This window comes from Marinobacter sp. 1_MG-2023 (assembly GCF_030549045.1).
Taxonomy (GTDB): Bacteria; Pseudomonadota; Gammaproteobacteria; order Pseudomonadales; family Oleiphilaceae; genus Marinobacter.
In genome coordinates, this window is record NZ_JAUOST010000003.1 from 58324 (window position 1) to 80092 (window position 21769).

22 protein-coding genes are annotated in these 21769 nt (G+C 54.2%); 15 read left to right on the plus strand and 7 right to left on the minus strand.

The genetic code is table 11. From position 1 onward, the window contains the following. Positions 1-146: 146 nt before the first annotated feature. Positions 147-1034, plus strand: coding sequence for a universal stress protein (locus Q4606_RS09700; protein WP_303607395.1), 888 nt, complete (start codon positions 147-149; stop codon positions 1032-1034). Next, positions 1034-1849: an RluA family pseudouridine synthase gene (locus tag Q4606_RS09705; RefSeq protein ID WP_303607396.1), complete on the plus strand. Its 816-nt coding sequence runs from the start codon at positions 1034-1036 to the stop codon at positions 1847-1849. Before Q4606_RS09700 ends, Q4606_RS09705 begins: the two co-directional genes overlap by 1 nt. A 7-nt stretch (positions 1850-1856) precedes the next feature. Here the strand turns inward: Q4606_RS09705 and Q4606_RS09710 are convergent, their stop codons facing one another. Beyond that, a complete protein-coding gene (locus Q4606_RS09710) occupies positions 1857-2723 on the minus strand; it encodes a YicC/YloC family endoribonuclease (RefSeq protein WP_303607397.1) in 867 nt (288 codons plus the stop codon). A gap of 214 nt (positions 2724-2937) precedes the next feature. Here Q4606_RS09710 and rph point away from each other — a divergent pair, with 214 nt between their 5' ends. Then, positions 2938-3654, plus strand: a complete 717-nt coding sequence (rph, locus tag Q4606_RS09715; protein ID WP_303597641.1) for a ribonuclease PH — start codon at positions 2938-2940, stop codon at positions 3652-3654. Between the two features lie 154 nt (positions 3655-3808). Here rph and Q4606_RS09720 read toward each other — a convergent pair whose 3' ends face one another. Next, entirely contained in the window at positions 3809-4615 is an 807-nt protein-coding gene (locus Q4606_RS09720; RefSeq protein ID WP_303597640.1) for an exodeoxyribonuclease III, read from the minus strand. 81 nt (positions 4616-4696) lie between these two features. Here Q4606_RS09720 and pyrE point away from each other — a divergent pair, with 81 nt between their 5' ends. Together pyrE and Q4606_RS09730 are read left to right on the plus strand one after the other, a co-directional pair. Then, entirely contained in the window at positions 4697-5335 is a 639-nt protein-coding gene (gene pyrE / locus Q4606_RS09725; protein WP_303597639.1) for an orotate phosphoribosyltransferase, read from the plus strand. A gap of 3 nt (positions 5336-5338) precedes the next feature. Next, positions 5339-5992: a DUF4124 domain-containing protein gene (locus Q4606_RS09730; RefSeq protein ID WP_303597638.1), complete on the plus strand. Its 654-nt coding sequence runs from the start codon at positions 5339-5341 to the stop codon at positions 5990-5992. 128 nt (positions 5993-6120) lie between these two features. On the opposite strand, the gene Q4606_RS09735 is transcribed toward Q4606_RS09730, so the two are convergent. Then, the gene (locus Q4606_RS09735) at positions 6121-6537 is read right to left on the minus strand and encodes a hypothetical protein (protein ID WP_303607398.1); all 417 of its coding nucleotides are present in this window, start codon (positions 6535-6537) and stop codon (positions 6121-6123) included. A 197-nt stretch (positions 6538-6734) separates the two neighbouring features. Continuing rightward, positions 6735-7073, minus strand: a complete 339-nt coding sequence (locus tag Q4606_RS09740) for a DUF2782 domain-containing protein (RefSeq protein ID WP_303597636.1) — start codon at positions 7071-7073, stop codon at positions 6735-6737. Positions 7074-7160: 87 nt separating this feature from the next. Between Q4606_RS09740 and polA the strand changes: the two genes are divergently transcribed. Both polA and Q4606_RS09750 read left to right on the plus strand, forming a co-directional pair. Then, on the plus strand, positions 7161-9905 hold the full coding sequence (gene polA / locus Q4606_RS09745; protein WP_303607399.1) for a DNA polymerase I: 2745 nt from the start codon (positions 7161-7163) through the stop codon (positions 9903-9905). A gap of 193 nt (positions 9906-10098) precedes the next feature. Next, on the plus strand, positions 10099-10461 hold the full coding sequence (locus Q4606_RS09750; RefSeq protein ID WP_303597634.1) for a hypothetical protein: 363 nt from the start codon (positions 10099-10101) through the stop codon (positions 10459-10461). Between the two features lie 39 nt (positions 10462-10500). Here Q4606_RS09750 and Q4606_RS09755 read toward each other — a convergent pair whose 3' ends face one another. The 3 genes from Q4606_RS09755 to Q4606_RS09765 all read right to left on the minus strand — a co-directional run bounded on the left by Q4606_RS09755 (position 10501) and on the right by Q4606_RS09765 (position 14250). Then, the gene (locus Q4606_RS09755; RefSeq protein WP_303607400.1) at positions 10501-11922 is read right to left on the minus strand and encodes an OmpP1/FadL family transporter; all 1422 of its coding nucleotides are present in this window, start codon (positions 11920-11922) and stop codon (positions 10501-10503) included. 121 nt (positions 11923-12043) lie between these two features. Further along, positions 12044-13165, minus strand: a complete 1122-nt coding sequence (locus Q4606_RS09760; protein WP_303597632.1) for a PilT/PilU family type 4a pilus ATPase — start codon at positions 13163-13165, stop codon at positions 12044-12046. Positions 13166-13215: 50 nt separating this feature from the next. Next, the gene (locus Q4606_RS09765; RefSeq protein ID WP_303607401.1) at positions 13216-14250 is read right to left on the minus strand and encodes a type IV pilus twitching motility protein PilT; all 1035 of its coding nucleotides are present in this window, start codon (positions 14248-14250) and stop codon (positions 13216-13218) included. Between the two features lie 138 nt (positions 14251-14388). Between Q4606_RS09765 and Q4606_RS09770 the strand changes: the two genes are divergently transcribed. The 8 genes from Q4606_RS09770 (at position 14389) to rdgB (ending at position 21765) form a co-directional block, all read left to right on the plus strand. After that, positions 14389-15093 (plus strand): YggS family pyridoxal phosphate-dependent enzyme, encoded by a 705-nt coding sequence (locus Q4606_RS09770; protein ID WP_303607402.1) that lies wholly within the window; start codon positions 14389-14391, stop codon positions 15091-15093. A gap of 62 nt (positions 15094-15155) precedes the next feature. Continuing rightward, a complete protein-coding gene (gene proC, locus Q4606_RS09775; protein ID WP_303607403.1) occupies positions 15156-15989 on the plus strand; it encodes a pyrroline-5-carboxylate reductase in 834 nt (277 codons plus the stop codon). 30 nt (positions 15990-16019) lie between these two features. Continuing rightward, complete coding sequence (locus tag Q4606_RS09780) at positions 16020-16604, plus strand: YggT family protein (protein WP_303597163.1); 585 nt, start codon at positions 16020-16022, stop codon at positions 16602-16604. Between the two features lie 261 nt (positions 16605-16865). Next, positions 16866-18830, plus strand: a complete 1965-nt coding sequence (locus Q4606_RS09785) for a dynamin family protein (protein ID WP_303607404.1) — start codon at positions 16866-16868, stop codon at positions 18828-18830. A 122-nt stretch (positions 18831-18952) separates the two neighbouring features. Further along, positions 18953-20101: a homoserine O-acetyltransferase gene (locus Q4606_RS09790; RefSeq protein ID WP_303597161.1), complete on the plus strand. Its 1149-nt coding sequence runs from the start codon at positions 18953-18955 to the stop codon at positions 20099-20101. Next, a complete protein-coding gene (metW, locus tag Q4606_RS09795; RefSeq protein ID WP_303597160.1) occupies positions 20098-20703 on the plus strand; it encodes a methionine biosynthesis protein MetW in 606 nt (201 codons plus the stop codon). The genes Q4606_RS09790 and metW overlap by 4 nt, the downstream gene beginning before the upstream one ends. An 8-nt stretch (positions 20704-20711) precedes the next feature. Beyond that, positions 20712-21158 (plus strand): DUF4426 domain-containing protein, encoded by a 447-nt coding sequence (locus Q4606_RS09800; RefSeq protein WP_303607587.1) that lies wholly within the window; start codon positions 20712-20714, stop codon positions 21156-21158. A gap of 7 nt (positions 21159-21165) precedes the next feature. Continuing rightward, positions 21166-21765, plus strand: a complete 600-nt coding sequence (gene rdgB, locus Q4606_RS09805; RefSeq protein WP_303597159.1) for an RdgB/HAM1 family non-canonical purine NTP pyrophosphatase — start codon at positions 21166-21168, stop codon at positions 21763-21765. Positions 21766-21769 lie beyond the last annotated feature (4 nt).

The following is a 21769-nucleotide window of genomic DNA, read 5'->3' on the forward strand; positions in this document are numbered from 1 at the left end:
ATTAATGAGGGCCTGCAAAACCGGTAATTATACGGCCTTTGACCAAACACCGCATCCCGGACGCCTCGACAACTGATAACATTAGGTGAGCGGCAGGAAAAACCGCAGCATCGAACCCAGGCAAAACCAAATTACGGAAAGGCAGCATGGATAAACTTCTGATTGTCATGGACCCGGCCCACAAGCACCAGAAGGCTCTGGCTCGGGGAATCGAATTGGCACGCGCCACCGGGGCTCACCTGGAAATCGTGGCCTTCACTCACGAACACCTTGACGCCCTGCCGTCGGACCCGACTGTTCAGCAGCGCGCCCAAGAAGCCCTTATAGGCCTGCGCCAGCGCTGGCTGGATCAAATGCTGGCCCTTTCCGATTGCAGCGACCTGCAAGTTACCACGCACACAGTTTGGGAAAAGAACATACACCTGTGGATTATCGAACACTGCCACCCCAACCGCTTCAAAGCCGTGATCAAAACCGGAAGTCGTTCAGAAACCTTGTTGTACACACCAACCGACTGGCACTTGATAAGGGAGTGCCCGGTACCGGTAATGCTTGTTGCTGAACAGAAGTGGAACCATGCACACCCGATCCTGGCTGCGGTGGATCTGAGCTCCACAAAACCCGTCAAAAAAGCTCTCAATACTGAGATAATCGAACAAGCCGGGGCGCTGGCCAAAGCGCTCGGAACGGAACTCCATCTTGTTCATGCCCTGCATATATCCGAGTTGCTGGCAGACCTTGAGATCATCAACCTGCGCGAGCACGAACAGAAGCGCAGAGCAGCGCTGGAACCCGCCATCACACACCTTTGCAACACCTGGCACCTGAGCAGGGATCAGATTCACATGGCTGTTGGCCCCGCGCACAAGGTAATTCCCAGTACTGCCAGCAAACTTAAAGCCGATATGGTGGTTATTGGCACCAGCGGTAAAACCGGCCTGAGGGCCAGAGTCATTGGCAATACCGCAGAGAAGGTACTCACCCATCTGAGAACCGATCTGCTCGCCATCAAACCCCGAGATACTGGCCAGTAATGCGCAGAAAATTCGACGTCACAACCGAGCACCCCGAAACCGCAATTGAAGCTCTGAGCCGGAAATCAGGGCTTCCGCGCCAGCGCATCAAGGATGCGATGAACAAGGGCGCATGTTGGTGGACGCTTAAAGGAAAACAGGTAAGGCTTAGGCGCGCCACCAAAGAGGTCAAGGCAGGCACCCGGTTGCAGCTTTACTACGACGAGAACGTACTCGACCGGAAACCTGAAGCCGCAACCCTGATAGCGGACAAGAGCCGCTACAGCGTATGGTTCAAACCCCACGGTATGCTCGCGCAAGGCTCCCAATGGGGAGATCACTGCAGCCTGTTGCGATCGACAGAGCTCGAGCTCAAACGGCCGTGCTATCTGATTCACAGGCTGGACGCCGATGCAGCCGGGCTGATGCTCATCGCCCACGATTCAAAGGCAGCTGGAGCCCTCTCCCAGTGCTTTTCCGGGCGTACCATGACCAAACAATACCTGGCCAGAGTAACGGGGATTATTGACACCCGGGATCAGCTCATCGATACGCCCATCGACGGTAAAGTCGCTATGAGCCGGGTTACTACCATGGAAACAAATGAGACCGGCCCAACCAGCCTTCTGCAAGTCATCATCGAAACCGGCCGCAAGCACCAAATCCGCAAGCACCTCGAGAGCATAGGCCATCCCATTGTCGGTGACCGCCTGTATGGCAAACCCGCAAAGGTGCCCTTACAACTGTTGGCTGCGAGCCTTGAGTTTGACTGCCCCCTGAGCCGCCAGCACGTGAAACTCGAGCTGCCAGAACCGCTGAACAGGCTGGACACCTAAAACCGGATCACTCAACGTTCTGTACCTGCTCCCGGACTTGCTCGATCAGTACTTTTAAATCCACGGCTGCGCGGGTTACACCGGCATCAATGCTCTTGCTGCTCAGGGTATTTGCCTCCCTGTTCAGCTCCTGCATCAGAAAATCCAGCCGACGACCAATCGCTTCATCGCGCTTGAGAGTGTCGGCAACCTCACTGATATGAGCATCCAACCGATCCAGCTCCTCCGCCACATCGCTTTTCTGCGCCAGCATGACCATTTCCTGGGCCATACGCTCGGGATCAAGGTCGACTTTGGCCTTCTGGAAACGTTCTCGCAAATGCGCCTCCTGCGCTTTCAGAAGCCCGGGCATACCGTCGCGAACCCCAGCTACCAGGGCCTTCATTTGCGTCAGGCGACTTTCAAACAAAGGCCGCAAACGGTCACCTTCACGCTCCCGGACAACCGCCAGCTCCTCAACCGTTTTTCTGAATAGCTCTTTGGCGGCTTCCCGAACAGAGCTGAAATCCTGCTCAGGCACCGACAACACTCCGGGCCAGCGCAGAATATCCAGGGCATTGATGTGCGCAGGGTTATCCAGCATTCGATTAACGTGATTCGCGGCGTCGTTGACCGCCTTGGCTATATCCTCGTTAATTTCAAAACCTGGCGCGTCCGTATCAGAGGATTGCAGGCGAATTGATACGTCCACCTTGCCTCGCTTCAACTGCTTTCGCAGCTCCTCCCGGAACGGGTTTTCAAGCTCGCGGAGCGCCTCCGGTAACCTGAAAGACGGCTCCAGGTAACGATGATTGACGGTACGAACCTCGCAGGTCAGCGTTCCCTGACCGTCCTGAACATCCTTCCGGGCAAATGCAGTCATACTTCTGATCATGGCAGCTCCGGCCTTGTAGTTGATCACAATCGATTATGGAATAACCTGAGTCTAACAGGCCAGGATCACCTGCGGCGAACTCCTTTCAAACAACCACAAGAGCCCTTCCCGGCACCCCGATCTCTGAACCCAACGTGTTATACTCCGCGCCCTTCAAATACGAATCCGACCGGGACAGCCTCCCGGACACTTACCTCAGATATCAGGAAACACTATGCGTCCAAGCGGCAGAACACCCGAGCAACCCAGAGAGATCCGCCTTACCCGAAACTACACCCGCCACGCTGAGGGTTCCGTGCTGGTAGAGTTCGGAGACACCAAGGTCATCTGCACTGCCTCTGTAGAAAACAAAGTGCCACCCTTCCTGCGTGGTGAAGGTAAAGGCTGGATCACCGCTGAATACGGCATGCTTCCGCGCTCAACCGGCAGCCGCATGGGCCGCGAAGCCGCCCGCGGCAAGCAAGGCGGCCGCACCGTTGAAATCCAGCGCCTGATTGGCCGCTCACTGCGCGCCGCCGTAGACATGGAAGCTTTAGGTGAGCACACCATCACCATCGACTGCGACGTAATACAAGCCGACGGCGGCACCCGCACAGCGGCCATCACCGGAGGCTGTGTCGCTCTGGTCGACGCGCTTAACCATTTGGTTGAAACAAAACGCCTGAAGCGGTCACCGCTGAAGCAAATGATTGCGGCAGTGTCCGTTGGCATATACAAAGGAACACCGGTGGTTGATCTGGACTACCCGGAAGACTCCGAAGCCGAAACGGACATGAACGTGATCATGACCGACCAGGGCGGTTTCATCGAAATACAGGGAACTGCGGAAGCTGCACCATTTGTTCAGGAAGAGCTGAACAGCATGCTGGCATTGGCCAAGCAGGGCATTGAGAAGTTATTTGTACTGCAGAAAGAAGCGCTAGAAAGCTAAAGAAGCCAACAAGAAGTCGGGGTGTCGGCGCTGATGCCTTGTCCCCAGACTGTTGAAGGCCAAGGATGGCCGGAAACAAGCGTGCATGGACGTACTTGCAGCGTGTCTGGGGACAAGGCATCAGCGCTGACAAGTCCCCGAAACTCATGCCGATTTACAAGCCAATCTCTATATCGTAATCCATAATAACCGGCGCGTGATCCGAGAAACGGGTCGTGTTGTCAATCCAGCCATCCTGAATGGTCTTGCGAATACCTGGCGTCATCAGCTGGTAATCCACCCGAATGCCCGCATTCTTTCGCGAACCCTCAGCCTGCTCCGGCCACCAGGTGAACTGATTGCTCTGCTTGTTGATATCGCGGAACGCATCCACGCAACCCATCTCATCAAACAAGCGATCCAGCCAGGCCCGCTCGTGGGGCAGAAAGCCGGAGAAGTCCAATCTGTGGTAAAGAGGACTGGCATCCGTCACATGATGTGCCGTTTGCAGGTTTGCACCAAAAATAAATTGCCGACGCTTGCGCAGGGTTTTCTGCATATGCAGACCAAAAGCGTCCATAAAGTCATCTTTATGGTCGAGAACCGTCAGGTCGTCCTCACTGATCAGTTCTTCTTCACGGCCAAGGGCACAAGGCGCCAAAACGCAGGCGACCGAAACCTTGTCAAAATCAGCCTGAATAAAGCGCCCTTCCCGATCCGCCTGCTCATTGGCGAAACCGTACATGATGGCCTTAGGAAAATGTCGCGTGTAAATTCCCACGCCACCATCCTCATTCTTTTCGCCATCTATGAAGTAAGCCTCGTACCCTTCAGGAATGAGATTCTGATCCTCAATCTCATAGGCGCGCATACGGTGATCCTGAACGCAGACAACATCTGCATCCTGCTCGGCCAGCCAGTCAAAAAAACCCTTTTCAACGGCCCGGGCAAGACCATTGACGCTGATTGATACTACCCGCATACGTATTCCCTGATTCGGTTTGTGTGTATGATACCGTTTTTACGCGTTATTAAAAGATCCACACCCGCCAGAAGCCTTGCCATGTACGACTATCAACAAAAATTTATTGAATTCGCCATTCGCCGCAACGTACTTCGTTTTGGTGACTTTACACTCAAGTCCGGTCGCACCAGCCCATATTTCTTTAACGCAGGGCTTTTTAACACCGGGGATGACCTGCTGCAGCTCAGCATGGCCTATGCCTCAGCCATCGCCCGAAGCGGCCTGGATTATGACATCATTTTCGGGCCTGCCTATAAGGGCATCCCGCTGGCAACCGTGACTGCCATGGCATTGGCCCGCGAGGGTGACAGCAAACCCTTTGCCTTCAACCGGAAAGAAAAAAAAGATCACGGAGAAGGCGGTAATATCGTTGGAGCCCCGTTGCAGGGTAAAGTATTAATCGTCGATGATGTGATTACTGCCGGCACAGCCATACGCGAGTCCATCGACCTTATTCATGCCTCAGGCGCAGAGCCCGCGGGTGTATTGATCGCCCTGGATCGACAGGAGCGAGGGAACAGCGAGCTCTCCGCCATACAGGAAGTGGAGAGCGAATTTGGCATTCCGGTCGTAAGCATCATACGTCTGGAACAGGTTCTGGACTATCTTGAGAACAACCCGGAGTTTTCTGGCCACGCCGCAAAGGTTGCCAGCTACCGGGAACTTTACGGAGTCTGACTGATGCACAAACGCCTGACCGCATTTTCAGCCACGGCCTCTGCACTCTTGCTGACACTGGGTGTAGTAGCCCACACGAAAGCTGGCATGTACCGGTACACGGACGAAACCGGGCAGGTCGTGATCAGCAACACCATCCCCCAGCAAGCCACAAAGCGCGGCTACGACATTCTCAACTCAAACGGCCGCGTGGTGGAAGTCATACCGCCTGCGCCAACCGAAGATGAAATCGCCGCCCGCGAAGCAGAAAAGCAGCGCCAGGAAGAGCTAGCCATTCAGCGCGAGCAAGACGCCAAGCTACTAAAGCGCTTCAGTCACCCGGACCAGGCAATCAGGGCCATGCACCGTAAACTGGATGAACTTCGGGGCCTGGTTCAGCTCAAACGAGGCAATATCTCCGTTATCTCAAGCCAACTCGACAGCGAGCAAAGTCGGGCAGCCAATATGGAGCGCAGCGGACAAAAAATTCCGGATGCAACTCTCGACAAGATCCGCCGACTGGAATCGCAGATTCGCGATATCGAGAGAGAAATCTCCTGGCAAAATCAGGAAACAGATGCCCTGATGCAGTCGTATGAAGAAGATGTCAAAAGGCTTGAAAAAATCACCGGCGAAACCCGCACACTGCCATTGGACCCAGACAGTACTGCGGATTAACCCGCCTTCAAGGCACAAAAAACTGCACACGATTACTCAGACAACAAAAAAGGGCGCCAAGACTCAGCTTGGCGCCCTTTTTTTAAGCCAGCACACACTCCGCACTGACATTACTACCTCACCTTAAATCAGGCTGAAGCAGATTCTTTTTTCTCTGTAGTCTTTTTGGCAGCCGGCTTTCTGGCTGCTGGCTTTTTCGCCTGTACGGACTTCTTGGCATCCTGAGCTGCTTTGGAAACATCGTCAGCTGCGCCAGATACTGCGTCTGCGCCTTCAACGGCTTCTTTCTCAAGCTTTGCCACCAGATCGGCCGCGAAACTGCCGAAACGGCTGTTCAAGCTGCGTAGTTGGCCAAAAAGGCTGTCACTGTAGCCGTTGTAGCGGGTGCGCAGAGTCTTAACACTGTACTCACGCGCGCCTGATTCCAGCTTCTCTGCGTAGTCAAACGGCTTGGCCGCCAGCTTCTTCTGCTGCTCTTCTGCAGCGTTGATGCCTTTGTCTACGATTTCCTGAAGCTGTTCCTGATATGTTTTAAGTTTACCCATGTCACTTCTCCTTGGTTTACTGAAGTTCTCTTGAACTTTCCTCCTATCCTTTCCCATCAAGAAATAACTGCTTGCTGGGACCCAAGATGAAAGCCCTTCTCTGATCTTGTAACCAAGGTTACGGGGTAAAATTAGAATGTTCATACTAAAAGCAGACACTGCCCTACTCTACTGACTGGACTGGTCTGAGTAGAAAATCACCAGCGAAACAAAATCCAGCTCGGCACCAACATGTCAGAGTCTGTTTCGCGGATCCAACCACCACCCTCAACGGGCACCAGGTAATACTCAACGCCAACTTCCGGTACCACCTTTATCTCCATGAGCTGACCGTTCACACGGTACTCATAGAAAATCTCCTCATCGCCAGGCCGGATAACAATCTGTGGCCCCTCGCTGGAGGATTGATAGTCGGAAATCACGACCGGCTCTTTGGGCGTTTCAACGACAGCCTCATCCAAAGCACCACTTTCCTGCGCCAGAGCAGACCCAAGGCCGCAGACAAGCAGGAATGCAGAACAGACGATTCTTTTCATTTTCGTGATACCCTTTTATCCATCGAATTGAGTACAGAGTTGCACAAGCCAACCCACGCTTCAATCAGAATCCGGATCCGTTTTGACATGACTGAACAAAAGACCCCACCTGTGGTGCTTGTGGACGGTTCGTCCTATTTATTCCGTGCTTATCATGCACTTCCACCACTGACAACCAGCAAGAATCATCCTACTGGCGCCATTAAAGGCGTTATCGCGATGATCCGGCGCCTGGAGCAAGACTTCCCCGGCTCGAAGCTGGTTGTAGTCTTCGACGCCAAGGGCAAAACCTTCCGCCACGACCTGTACGACGAGTATAAAGCCAACCGCCCGCCCATGCCGGACGATCTGGCCATGCAGATTGCACCTATTCATCAGATGGTTAAGGCCATGGGGCTGCCACTGCTGATTGTAGAGGGCGTGGAAGCCGATGACGTGATCGGAACTTTGGCCGAGGAAGCCACCAGTAAAGGCATTGATGTCGTGGTATCAACCGGTGACAAGGATATGGCTCAGTTGGTCAGCGACCACGTAACACTGATCAATACCATGACTGAAACCCGGATGGACCGAAACGGTGTGCTAGAAAAGTTTGGCGTTCGCCCCGACCAGATTATCGATTATCTGGCTCTGGTTGGAGACAAGGTCGATAACATACCCGGCGTCAATAAGTGTGGCCCGAAAACAGCGGTCAAGTGGCTCGAGGCCTACGACAATCTCGACAGCGTGATAGAGCATGCAGGCGAAATCAAAGGCAAGATTGGTGAGTACTTACGAGAAGCCATAGATACCCTGCCTCTGAGCCGCGAGCTTGCCACAATCAAGATGGACGTTGCCCTGGACTTTGGCCTGGAAGACCTGAAAGAGCGGCAACAAAATGATGAGGAGTTGCTGGCCCTGTTCCGCGAGTACGAGCTGCGCAGCTGGATTGCCGAGCTGGAGGCCAAGGCACCGGAAACCGTCGAAGCCGGCAACAGCAAAACAGCAGAATCCATTGATAGCAGCACGGCAACACCCCTGGAAAAACGCTACAGCGTAATCGTTAGTCAGGAAGAGCTCGATGAGTGGGTAGAACGGCTAAGGAAATCCGAGCTCTTCGCGTTTGACACAGAGACCACCAGCCTGCGCTATATGAGCGCCGAAGTGGTGGGTGTGTCCTTCGCGGTAGAAGCGGGCGAAGCAGCTTATGTACCCTTCGGCCACGATTACATGGGAGCGCCAGAGCAGCTTGATCGCGACAAGGTGCTGGCTCAGCTCAAACCTCTGCTGGAAGACCCGAAGCAGAAGAAAGTTGGCCAGAATCTGAAGTACGATAAGAATGTACTGGCCAACCACGATATCTGCCTGGAAGGTATCGCTGAAGACACCATGGTGGAGTCCTACGTGCTCAACTCCGTGTCCTCCCGCCACGACATGGACACTCTGGCCAGGAACTACCTGGACGAAGAAACCATCACCTTCGAATCCATTGCCGGCAAAGGCGCCAAACAACTTACCTTTAACCAGCTGGAGCTGGAAAAGGCGGGCCCCTATGCCGCTGAAGACGCCGACATAACCCTGCGCCTGCATCAGGTTCTACGCCCACAGTTGGCCGCGACTGGGAAGCTGCAGTCAGTTTACGAGGATATCGACCTCCCCCTGGTGCCAGTTTTATCCCGCATGGAACAGCGCGGCATTCTGATAAAAGCCAACACTCTGCGCCAGCACAGCCAGGAACTGGCAGAGCGAATGGCCGAGCTGGAAAAAGAGGCCCATGACGTTGCCGGCGAGAAATTTAACCTGGGCTCGCCCAAGCAGTTACAGGCCATTTTCTACGAGAAGATGGGGCTGCCTGTGATCAAAAAAACCCCCAAAGGGGCACCCTCGACAGCGGAACCTGTCTTGCAGGAGCTGGCCCACGAACACGAGCTTCCGAGACTGATTCTCGAACATCGCAGTCTGAGCAAACTCAAATCAACTTACACAGACACCTTGCCAGAGCTGATCCACCACCGCACTGGACGTGTACACACCTCCTACCATCAGGCGGTTACGGCTACCGGGCGGCTCTCATCCTCAGAGCCCAACCTGCAGAACATTCCTGTCCGCACGGAACAGGGCCGGCGCATTCGTCAGGCATTTATTGCTGAGGAAGGCTGCAAACTTATCGCGGCTGACTACTCACAAATAGAGCTGCGGATCATGGCCCACTTGTCCGGGGACAAAGGTCTGCTGACAGCTTTTGAACATGGAGAGGACATTCACAAAGCAACCGCCGCAGAAGTCTTCGGTGTGGCCCTGGAAGACGTAAACGGTGATCAAAGGCGCAGCGCCAAAGCCATTAACTTCGGCCTGATTTACGGCATGTCCGCGTTCGGGTTGGCCCGCCAGCTGGATGTGGAGCGCAAGGTGGCCCAGCAATATATCGACCGGTATTTCGAACGCTACCCGGGGGTTTTGCAATACATGGATAACATTCGCAAACAGGCTCACGACGACGGTTATGTCGAAACCCTGTTTGGCCGACGTCTGTACCTGCCTGAAATCAATGCGCGCAACAAGCAGCTTCAACAGGCAGCCGAACGCACCGCCATTAATGCACCTATGCAGGGGACTGCCGCAGATATCATCAAGCGGGCGATGATTGAGGTAGACAGCTGGCTGCGCAAAGAGCACGCAAACAATGCCAGCATGACCATGCAGGTCCACGATGAACTAATCATCGAAGTGCGGGAAGAATCTCTGGAGGAGGTCAAGAAAGGCCTGGTTCAACGCATGTCTGCTGCCGCCAGCCTGAAGGTTCCACTCCTGGTTGAAGCCGGCACAGGTGACAACTGGGATGAGGCTCACTAACCTCAATAGCTGGAATGTAACGCCCTGTTTCTGTTCGCATTTAGCATGAAGTGCACGGAAATGGGGCACACTTTCCCCTGCAGCCTCCCACAAACCGGTGATTCTGCTACACCGCTTGATCGGCACGAAACCTGCTTTAATCCGCAGGTCCGGGATAAACCCCGATGTAGTGACACCGATGTGAGGCCCTTCCATGAACCCTATAGCCACCGAACGCAGCTGGTTGTTCGACCCTTCTCTGCTAAAACTGGTACACCAGTGCCGGCGTCTGATTCAATCGGAATTTGGAGTAAAACTTCATTTCGATGAAGCAGATCTCGAGCAACACCTGGCCGACTATGCGAGCAAAACACGCTCCCGTCATCTGATTCATACCTGGGAAACACTAAAACGGAGAGTGCCAGAGTTGCAGACACAGGACGAAGAACAGAACCCGACGCCAAAAACGTACAGGGGGCAAGCGATCATGGAAGATCAACGTGAACGAAAAGAGGAAAGCTTCGGGGAGGAGCCCCAGCACAAGAAGAGAATATACCGGGGGCAAGTGGTAGGCTGACTCCGGAAACGGAACCAGCCTCCCAGCACTACAAATGGATCAGAAAGCTTTACTGATCTGGATAGCAGCGCTCCAGGCTTCAAGCTCGTATTCGCCCTCGTATACTGAGTTCGGGTCCCTCGGGTTCGGGACAGTGCCTGCAGGCGTTAATACGTAGGATTGATCCGAAACTTTCGGATCGTCCGTAAACAACAAGGTGCCTACCGCAGCATCTATTGTCCAGCCGCTCTGCGCCGGCTTCCATTGTGCACCGAGTGTCAGCCAGTGACGATCACTGGAAGGAATACGCGCCGTAACGTATTGGTCTACCGGCGACTCGTCCCAGGCATAACCTGCCTTGAATGCCCACTCAGGCGTTGCCTGGTAAATACCACCTACGTTGAGCTGCCAGGTATTCTTCCATTCTTCAGGGATGTGTGTCAGCTGGTCGGGCATGCCACCCGGGCTATTGGATGTCAGCGGCTTGCTGGAATCACGCCCGTATATATCGAGAGATTCGAACCGGCTCCACCGTGCATAAGTTGCACCTGCCAGAACCGTAAACTCACCGTTCAACCTGTGCCGGATGCTGGCGGTGATGCTTTCTGGAATAGCCAACGGCACGCTTGCAGGCTCTGTAGAATCAATCGCTCCAACAAAGCCCGAGGCCGGATCCACTGCCGCGAAGTCTGTAAACTTGGCATCGCCTTCCAGCTCGAGTTCAGTACCGGTTTGTGCCTTGAGGCCAATCTGGGTCTGGCTATTCAGCTCGTAAAGGAAACCAACCTGGAAGGTCACGGCAACATCGTCACCCTCAATGTCCGCGTATCCTTGCTCTGGCGTTCCAGGAACAACATTGCCTCCAGCCCCGGCAATCGTGCCCGAGTTATCTACAAACTTCGTGAGTTTGCCTTCAACGTAAAGCACGTTAAGGCCAATACCCATCGACAAACCCTGACCGTTATTTACCGAAATGGCCGGCGTAAATGAAAGCGCTGTCAGCTCGGTTTTGTCCGCAAAGTAGCGGCCAACGAAATCGTCGTCATAATCTGCAGCCAAACCGTATGGCGCGTGGATGCCGAAGCCCACATCAATCGAATCGTTGACTTCATGAGTCAGATAAAGGTTTGGCAAAAGCGCCGGGTCTGCGATATCACCGCCAGTCGTACCCTGAACTTCGCTTTGGGGGTAAGCGGAAGGGAGCTGACTGTTTGCCCTTGCTCCGTCTTTTGCCTCAGCATCAATATCCAGAATCGCAGCACCAAAAGAAATATTGGTGCCTTTGAGTTGGCTCATGCCCGCCGGGTTGAAATAAACAGTGGTCGCGTTTTCCGGGTTCGCAGCAGCACCGGCATTAGCCGTACCCATGGCGCTGGCACTTTGCTCGTTTAGGGAAAAACCACCCGCAAAGACGCTGGCAGGGGCGGCTACTGCGGCCAGCGTTGCCAGCCGAACAGCACGGGTAAGAAGTTTGGATTTCATAACAGCGGCATCTCCTTTGTATTGTAGGGCGGAGTATACGCAGCTGTTACCGGTGGCCTCAAATGCTAAAGCTACTGATTTGATAAATTAACCATTTTCGGCCATTACCGGCATGTTGGGGTCAGGTATCCTGAATGGTCAACTTATCAACAGAGGATGACAACTTGTCTGCACCCTGGGCATCCGTACCCAGTTTTATCATCAGCCGCAGGTCATTAGCCGAGTCGGCGTGAGCCAGCGCATCTTCATAAGTAATAGAGCCTTCGGCATAGAGCTCATACAGGGCCTGGTCGAACGTCCGCATGCCAGATTCATTTGACTTGGACATCAACCCCTTGAGTTTATGCACTTCACCTTTACGAATCAGATCCGCTACCAGCGGCGTGTTGATCAGCACTTCAATAACGGCCTTACGGCCTTTGCCGTCCGGTGTCGGAATCAGTTGCTGAGCCACGATCGCTTTGAGGTTAAGAGAAAGATCCATCCAGATCTGGTTGTGCTGCTCCGCCGGGAAAAACTGGATGATACGGTCAAGCGCCTGGTTAGCATTGTTTGCGTGCAGCGTGGCAAGGCAAAGATGACCCGTCTCGGCAAACTGGACTGAGTACTCCATGGTCTGACGGGTACGCACCTCACCGATGAGGATAACGTCGGGCGCTTGTCGAAGCGTGTTTTTCAGTGCCACTTCGAAACTCTCGGTATCAATTCCGACTTCCCGCTGCGTCACGATGCAGCCCTGATGCTGATGCACGAATTCGATAGGGTCTTCTATGGAAATAATGTGCCCACGACTGTTCCGGTTACGGTGCCCCAGCATCGCCGCCAGCGACGTCGACTTGCCGGTACCCGTCGCCCCCACAAACATGATCAGGCCGCGCTTGGTCATAGCCAGCTCTTTGATTATTTCTGGCAGCGACAGCTCGTCGATCTGAGGAATTTTTACTTCTATTCGCCGCAGTACCATGCCACACAGGTTGCGCTGGAAGAACGCACTCACCCTGAAACGGCCGATCCCCCGGGCACTGATAGCAAAGTTACACTCGTGAGTCTCCTCAAACTCGATCCTCTGCTTTTCATTCATGGCGCCGTAAACAAACTCCCTCGTCTGCTCCGGCGTTAACGCATTTTTGGTAACAGGCAACACCTTGCCGTTCACCTTCATACTGGGCGGTACACCGGCCGTAACAAAGAGGTCTGAGCCTCCTTTTTCTACCATCAGTCGAAGAAGCTTTTCGAATTCCATTTTTAATTACCTATTTTCTTTTTATACACCGACTCGCTACAAGCAGAGGATCAGAAATTATCAGGCATTTTCGCCTTGGCCCGGGCAGCATCTCTTGAGATCAGGCCTTTCTGCAGCAAGCGTTCCAGACACTGGTCCAGCGTCTGCATACCCAGAGAGCCGCCTGTCTGGATTGACGAATACATCTGGGCGATTTTATCTTCGCGAATCAGGTTACGAATCGCAGCGGTGCCAATCATGATTTCATGGGCCGCTATACGACCACCGCCCATTTTCTTCATCAGAGTTTGGGAAATAACTGCCTGCAGTGACTCCGAAAGCATGGAGCGCACCATGGACTTTTCTTCCGCCGGGAACACGTCTACCACGCGGTCAATGGTCTTTGCCGCTGAGGTTGTATGCAGGGTACCAAATACAAGGTGACCCGTTTCCGCAGCGGTCAGTGCCAGGCGTATGGTTTCAAGGTCCCGCAGCTCACCTACCAGAATGATATCGGGATCTTCCCGCAGCGCAGAGCGCAGAGCTTCGTTAAAACCCAGAGTATCCCGGTGCACTTCCCGTTGGTTCACCAGGCACTTTTTGGAGTCATGCACGAATTCGATCGGGTCTTCTATAGTAAGAACATGCTCGTAGCGGGTGTCGTTGATGTAATCCATCATAGCCGCCAGGGTGGTGGACTTACCGGAACCGGTCGGCCCGGTGACCAACACGAGCCCACGAGGCACCGAGGAAATATCCTTGAAAACCTGGCCCATGCCGAGGTCTTCCATAGTCAGAACTTTCGAAGGAATGGTACGGAATACGGCACCCGCCCCGCGATTCTGGTTGAAAGCGTTAACACGGAAGCGGGCGACGCCCGGCACTTCGAAGGAAAAGTCTGTTTCCAGAAATTCCTCGTAGTCCTTACGCTGCTTGTCGTTCATGATGTCGTATATCAGCCCATGAACTTCTTTGTGCTCCAGGGGCGGGAGGTTGATACGGCGAACATCACCGTCAACACGGATCATCGGGGGCAGGCCGGCAGAAAGGTGCAAGTCAGACGCACCCTGTTTCGCCGAGAAGGCAAGCAGTTCAGTAATGTCCATAGAAGTCCTCGGAAGGCTTTTCTTTCACACAGGTAGCGTCTGTCTGGCACAACCCGCCCGTGATCACTTGGCATTTCAGTGACCTGCGAGTAACGTATCGCCATCGAACCGGCAGACCAAACGCGACTATTTGATAATATGAGCAGCATAGCAGACAACATCGGGAGCGTAACCCGACGCATACAAAAAGCAACATTGCAGGCGGGCCGGGAGCCAAATTCTGTGAGCTTGTTAGCGGTCAGCAAGACGCGCTCGGCAGACGAACTACGAGAAGCCGTGGCTGCCGGCCAACTGGCATTCGGGGAAAACTACCTTCAGGAAGCCCTGGATAAAATTGCTGCACTCGCCGATCTGGCGGATATAGAATGGCACTTTATCGGCCCGATACAGTCCAATAAAACCCGGCAGATAGCGTCGGCCTTTTCGTGGGTGCACAGCGTGGACCGCCTTAAGGTTGCCCGCCGCCTCAGCGAGCAACGAGAAACAGGTTTGCCACCCTTGAATATTTGCCTTCAGGTCAACATCAATAATGAAGAAAGCAAATCAGGGTGCCAGCCGGACGAATTACCTGAACTCGTATCAGAAATCGGTCAGCTGCCGGGCCTGAACTTGCGCGGGCTTATGGCGATCCCCGATCCGGAGCAGGGCGAATCTGACCTGCGGGCAAGTTTTCGCTCGCTTGCCAATACGCTGAAAAAGCTGCGCCAGGAATACCCGGAAGCCGGGCCACTGGACACCTTATCCATGGGCATGTCTGGTGATCTCGAAATGGCGGTTGCAGAAGGTGCCACCTGGGTTCGTATTGGCACGGCCGTTTTCGGCGCACGTGCATACAAGAGCTGAATCGACCGGTTCCTGCTATTATCGGATCCGAATGTCTAACCGAATAACCGTTGGAGCAGACCTTGAGCAAATCACCAACCATTTCGTTTATCGGTGCCGGTAATATGGCCAGCGCTATTATTGGCGGCATGCTGGATAGCGGATTCAAAGCCAGCAATATATGGGCAAGCGCGCCAGATGATGGCCACCTGCAATCCATTCGCAAACGTTTTGGGATAAGCGTAACAACAGACAACCGCTACTGCGCTCAGCAGGCAGACATGGTTGTGCTGGCGGTGAAGCCTCAGGCAATGGCGGACGTTTGCCGCGACATAGCCCCCATTGCCCAGAATACTCGTCCATTAATGGTATCGATTGCAGCAGGCCTGGGTGCGGATACACTTGACGAGTGGCTTGGTGGCGGCCTGCCTATAGTAAGAGTCATGCCAAACACCCCATCGCTGGTTGGCAAGGGAGCGGCTGGTTTGTTTGCTAACTCCAGTGTGAGCGACGCCCAGAAAACAATGGTTCAATCAGTTTTTGAAGGCATAGGCATTGCCGTTTGGGTTGAGGATGAAGCCCTGCTGCACGGAGTAACCGCACTCTCAGGCAGTGGCCCTGCCTACTTTTTCCTGATGCTGGAAGCCCTTGAGGCAGCGGCAACCAGCGCCGGCGTAAATCCCGAAACCGCTCGACAGCTGGCCATTCAAACCATGGCAGGTGCCGCCGAGATGGCTGCCAGGAGTGAACACGACCCAGCTCAACTGAAGAAAAACGTCATGTCGCCGGGAGGCACAACCGAGCAAGCCGTCAATACATTTGAAGAAGGCGGGATGCGCGACCTTGTAAACAAGGCATATGGCGCTGCGTACAAGCGCTCGGAAGAAATGGCCAAAGAATTGGCAGGTAAAGAGTAAACCAGTCACTGACAACGGAGAAACGGCTACATGCTGGCAGACATCCTGATTACGATCCTGCTGATCGCGTCCACCTTTTACATGACAGTCATACTGCTGCGCTTTTTGCTGCAACTGGCCCGAGCTGACTTCTATAACCCGATTTCCCAATTTGCGGTGAAGGCCACCAACCCTTTACTCAGACCCCTCCGTCGATTCATACCTGGCTGGGGCGGAATTGACGGCGCAGCTCTGGTTCTTGCCGTTCTTATTCAGGCGGCCACCTTCTTCCTTATTCTCATTGCCCTGAGCGGCGGCATTCCATCGTTTAACCCTCTCATCCTTCTGGTTTGGGGCGCGGTGGCGGTTCTGGATCTGATCGTCAAGATATATTTCTGGTCGGTTATTGCTGTTGTTGTCGTCAGCTGGATTGCCCCTGGCAGCAGTCACCCGGCAATACAACTGGTCGCCCAGATTACAGAACCTGTCATGCGCCCGGTGAGGAAACTGATGCCATCCATGGGCGGCCTGGATCTGTCACCCATTATTGTTTTCCTGATCCTGAACGTGTTGTCTGTTGTTATTGATCATATGAAAGTCGCGGTCGGCCTCGGAGCCATTGGCCTGGGACTGTAAACTCCGTCACAAACAAACAATTTGTAACAGTTCTCCACAAAAAGCCTCAGCTGAAAGCCGCACCTTCACTTTGTTGATTTTGCGGCTTTTTTTATGAAAATCATGTCGACAACAGCCACACATCTGCAAACACCCGGCCGCAAAAACCCACGGAACAAGCTAGTATTAACCGTAATTAATTCATGCGTCACCATTCGTCGCCACGTGGATCCCTGTGAATCTGTCCGGGGAACGCCAGCAGTCGTGTAGAAGGAAAATCCGATGAAGCATCAGGGACACCTGACTCAACAGGTAGAGGCGTACCACAACTGGAAAAAGGAGCTGATCCGCCAGATCGGCCGCTACCGGTTGTGGCTCCAGGATAACAACCTGTTCTCTGAAGACATCAGCACGCGGATCCGCAATGGCCTTGAGCTGTTGATTGAGGATGAGCTCACCATTGCATTTGTTGGTGAATACTCCCGCGGCAAAACAGAGCTTATAAATGCGCTGTTTTTCTCGGAGTTTGGTCAACGCATGCTGCCCTCTCAGGCCGGCCGCACTACCATGTGCCCGACAGAGCTGTTCTTTGACCGCAGTGCCAACGAAAACTACCTGATGCTGCTCCCCATAGAGACTCGCACCGGCAGCCTGTCGTTACAGCAACTGCGCAAACAACCTGAACGCTGGGTAAAGCACAACCTGAATGAGCGTGACCCTGAAATCATGCGTGAGATCCTGGGGGAAGTTGCCCGGGTTAAAAGTGTTGAGCCCGCTCAGGCGCGAGCACTCGGGTTTGACGAAGGCATGCTTGAGCATGACCGCAACAACCCCGGCAACGTTCTGGTACCTGCCTGGCGTAATGCGCAGATCAGTATTCGTCACCCGCTATTCGAGCGCGGCCTGCGCATTCTTGACACTCCAGGTCTCAACGCGCTGGGCTCCGAGCCAGAACTCACCATCAGCATGCTGCCAAAAGCTCATGCCGTCATCTTTGTGCTGAGCGCAGATACTGGCGTTACTGCCAGTGATATGACCATCTGGAAAGAGTTCATAGATACCGAACACGCCGATCACCGTGCCGGCCGTTTTGCGGTATTGAACAAGATCGATGTTTTGTGGGACGACCTGCAGGGCGAGAAGCACACTAACGAAGCCATTGATCGCGTGCGTGGATATACCGCGGATCACTTGGGCATCCGGCAGCAGGATGTAATCCCCCTTTCCGCCAAGCAGGGCCTGGTGGCCAGAGTCAAGAAAGACACCAACCTGTTTGCCCGCTCCAACATCAGCAATCTGGAACAATTGATCATCCAGCGCATCCTGATGCACAAGGAACAATTGATCACGCAAAGCCTGATCAATGATCTGCTGGGTATGCTGCAAAACAGCCAGGCTGCGATGCAAACTCGCCTCGACGCTCTCGAAGAAGAGTCTCAAGCCTTTTCCGGCACAACCATGGACAAGGCGGCCCTCGCCAGACTGGCCGACCGCGCCCAGAAAGATTACGAATTTTACTACAAGAAGCTCATCACTCTGCGCTCCAGCCGTCGGTTGATGGGGTCCCAGGGGGACATGCTAAAAAGCCTGGTAGCAGAAGGTCGCTTTGAAGCTCATGCCGAACGCGTGCGGAAAAGTATGTCGAAAAGCTGGACCACGGCAGGCATGAACAATGCCATGGACCAGTTTTTTGAACTCCTTGAAAGCGATTTCACCAACTTGCTCAGCGAGGGCCGCCTTGCGGAGAAAATGGTCGGTGCCATCTATCGCCGGTATAACGAGGATACCCGTGCCCGACATCTGGAGCCCATTCCATTGCGTGCCGGCCGCCATGTAATTGCTATCAGGGAGCTGCGCAAAAAAGCCCGACGCTTCCGGGTCAGCCCGAAAAACCTGCTTACTGAGCAGTCAGTTCTGGTCCAGCGGTTTTTTAATGTGATGGTAAGCGAAGCCAGAACCCTGCATGCACGTGTTCGCCAGGATGTAGAGCGCTGGCCATCAGAGGCACTGCTACCGATCATGCAGTACTCCATGGAACAGAAACAATTGCTGGAGCATCAGATCCGGCGCCTTCGGGACATGGTACGAAGCGATCGAGATGGCCGTTTCGAGCGTGAGCGGCTAGGCAATACCATCAGTGACTTGCGTCGGCAACTGGAACTGGCTGATGCGATGCAGCGACAAATCCGCAAACCGGCCCCCACGATGATCCAGCAAAAGGTCGTTAATATCTCTGGTGCTATCTAGCCCCATATAGCCTGTCGGTTGCAGCCATGACGGCCCGCCTTTAAACTGCTTTGCTGGTAGGGGTTTTTGCCCCAACCAGCAAAGCAGTCACTAACGGACCGAACCAGGAACCTTTCGCACCGATGCCCGATCCCATGCCCGTGGATTCTGTCGGGGTAGTCACCCCACAGACGTATCATTTTGAAACACCCATAGAACTGGCGTGCGGACAAGCACTGGAACATTATGACCTGGTGGTTGAGACCTATGGCGAGCTCAACGCTGATCGCACCAACGCCGTGCTCATATGCCATGCACTGAGCGGGAACCATCATGCTGCTGGCTACCACTCCGTTGACGACCGCAAACCAGGCTGGTGGGACACCTGTATTGGACCGGGCAAGCCCGTGGATACCAATCGTTTTTTTGTAGTCAGCCTCAACAACCTGGGTGGCTGTCACGGCAGTACGGGCCCCAACTCAACCAATCCGTCTACGGGCAAGCCCTTCGGCCCGGACTTTCCAGTCGTCACCGTTGGCGACTGGGTAAAAAGCCAGGCCCTGCTCGCAGACCGCCTGGGCATTGAATGCTGGGCAGCGGTCGTAGGCGGTTCTCTCGGGGGCATGCAAGCCCTGCAATGGAGCCTGGATTACCCGAATCGGCTGAAGCATTCTGTGGCTATAGCCTCCAGCCCGCGCCTGACAGCACAAAACATTGCATTCAACGAGGTCGCGCGGCAAGCCATTACTTCAGACCAGGAATTCCATGACGGCCGCTACTACGATTTCGATACCCTGCCCCGCCGCGGCTTGATGCTGGCGAGAATGGTGGGCCACATCACCTACCTCTCGGACGCCTCAATGGGTGAAAAATTTGGCCGCGAGCTGAGAGACCAGGCCTACAAGTTTGGCTACGATGCCGAGTTTCAGGTGGAAAGTTATCTCCGCTATCAGGGCGAACGCTTCTCGGAGATCTTTGACGCCAACACCTACCTGCTGATGACCCGGGCGCTGGATTATTTTGACCCCTCTTATGAGTTCGGCGGAGACCTATCCAAAGCGCTTGCCAAAGCCAGTTGTGAGTTTCTTGTGCTGTCGTTCAGCACAGACTGGCGCTTTACACCGGCCCGTTCTGAAGAAATGGTAAACGCAATGATTTCAGCCCGCCGTAAAGTCAGCTATGCCGAAATCGATGCGCCATGGGGCCACGACGCATTCCTGATTCCCACGCCGCGCTACACCGATATCTTCACCGCCTATATGGACCGTGTTGCCAGGGAGGTGGGCGCATGAGGGCAGACCTTGAAATCATTCAGCAGTGGGTTAAGCCAGGCCACCACGTACTGGATCTTGGCTGCGGCGACGGCACCCTGCTCGACTTCCTCAAACGGGAACGCAATGCCAGTGGCTTTGGCCTGGAAATTAATCCAGACCATATCACCACCTGTATGAACCGTGGTGTATCAGTGATTGAACAGAACCTGGACACCCAGGGGCTGGACAACTTTGAAGATAACAGCTTTGATATTGTTCTGATGACGCAGGCATTGCAGGCCGTGCGCCGACCAGACAAGGTACTGGATGAAATGCTGCGCCTTGGCAACGAAGGCATCGTCACTTTCCCTAACTTTGCTCACTGGCGCTTGCGCTGGGGGTTGGCTCTCAGCGGCCGTATGCCCGAATCCGATGCTCTTCCGTATAAATGGTATAACACCCCCAACATCCGGCTTTGTACCTTCAAGGATTTTGAGGCGCTGTGTCGGCAAAAAGGCATCCGCATCAAAAGCAGGCGTGTAGTGGACGGTCAGCACCAGAACAACTGGCTAGCGCGCCTTTGGCCAAACCTGTTAGGGGAAGTTGCCATTTACCGTATTACCCGGGAGAAAACAAAATGATGAATAGAATGTTGCACAGCATTTTCACCATTGCGACAGCTGCCTTTCTCACTGCCGCTGCCAGCCTGCCTGCCCATGCCGGCTCCGAAGATTTTGGAGATTACCAGGTAAACTGGAGCGTGCTGAACAGCACTTTCCTGCCCCCTGAGACAGCGAAGGAAAACAAACTCCAGCGCAGCAAAGGCATTGGTCTGGTCAATGTTTCAATCATGCAGGAAAATGAAGATGGTGTTCTAAAGCCCGTAGCTGGACAAGTAGAAGGCAAGGTTTCAAACGACATCCAGCAAGTGAAGTTTCTGGCATTTCGCAGAATACAGGAAGGCGACTCGGTCTACTTTATTGCCCAATACCAGTACTCACCCGGCGAATTGTTGACGTTCAACATTACCGCTCGCCCTACCGGTCATAACCAGGACCTGCAGGTACGGTTCGCCCATACCCTTTTCAACGACTGAGCGAACTATGTCTGAGCAAATTGTTATCGCCAGCAACAACAAAGGCAAAATCAACGAGTTCACTCACCTCCTTGCGCCACTGGGATTCGTGCCCGTACCGCAAGGAGAGTTGGGCGTTGGCGAGGCCGAAGAGCCGGCGGTCACCTTTGTCGAGAACGCTATTCTCAAAGCCCGCCACGCCGCCCGGGAAACCGGTTTACCGGCGCTTGCTGACGACAGTGGTCTGGCCGTTGATGCACTGGACGGAGCCCCCGGAGTGCGCTCCGCACGTTACGCCGGGTCCGACGCTTCCGATCTCGATAACCTGAATGCACTTCTGGACGCCATGGCCGATGTGCCCGACGGCCAGCGCGGAGCTCAATTTCACTGCGTACTGGTGTACCTGCGACACGCCGACGACCCAACGCCGATTGTCTGTCACGGCCGCTGGCCAGGCTCAATTCTCAGGGAACCGGCGGGCAATGGCGGCTTTGGCTACGACCCTGTCTTCCTTTGCCCGGAACACAATTGCAGCGCATCAGAGTTGTCACGGGAAGAAAAGAACCGGATAAGCCACCGGGGCCGCGCCCTGACATTACTCATGGAACAACTCGGGGCGGAGTCCTGAACCC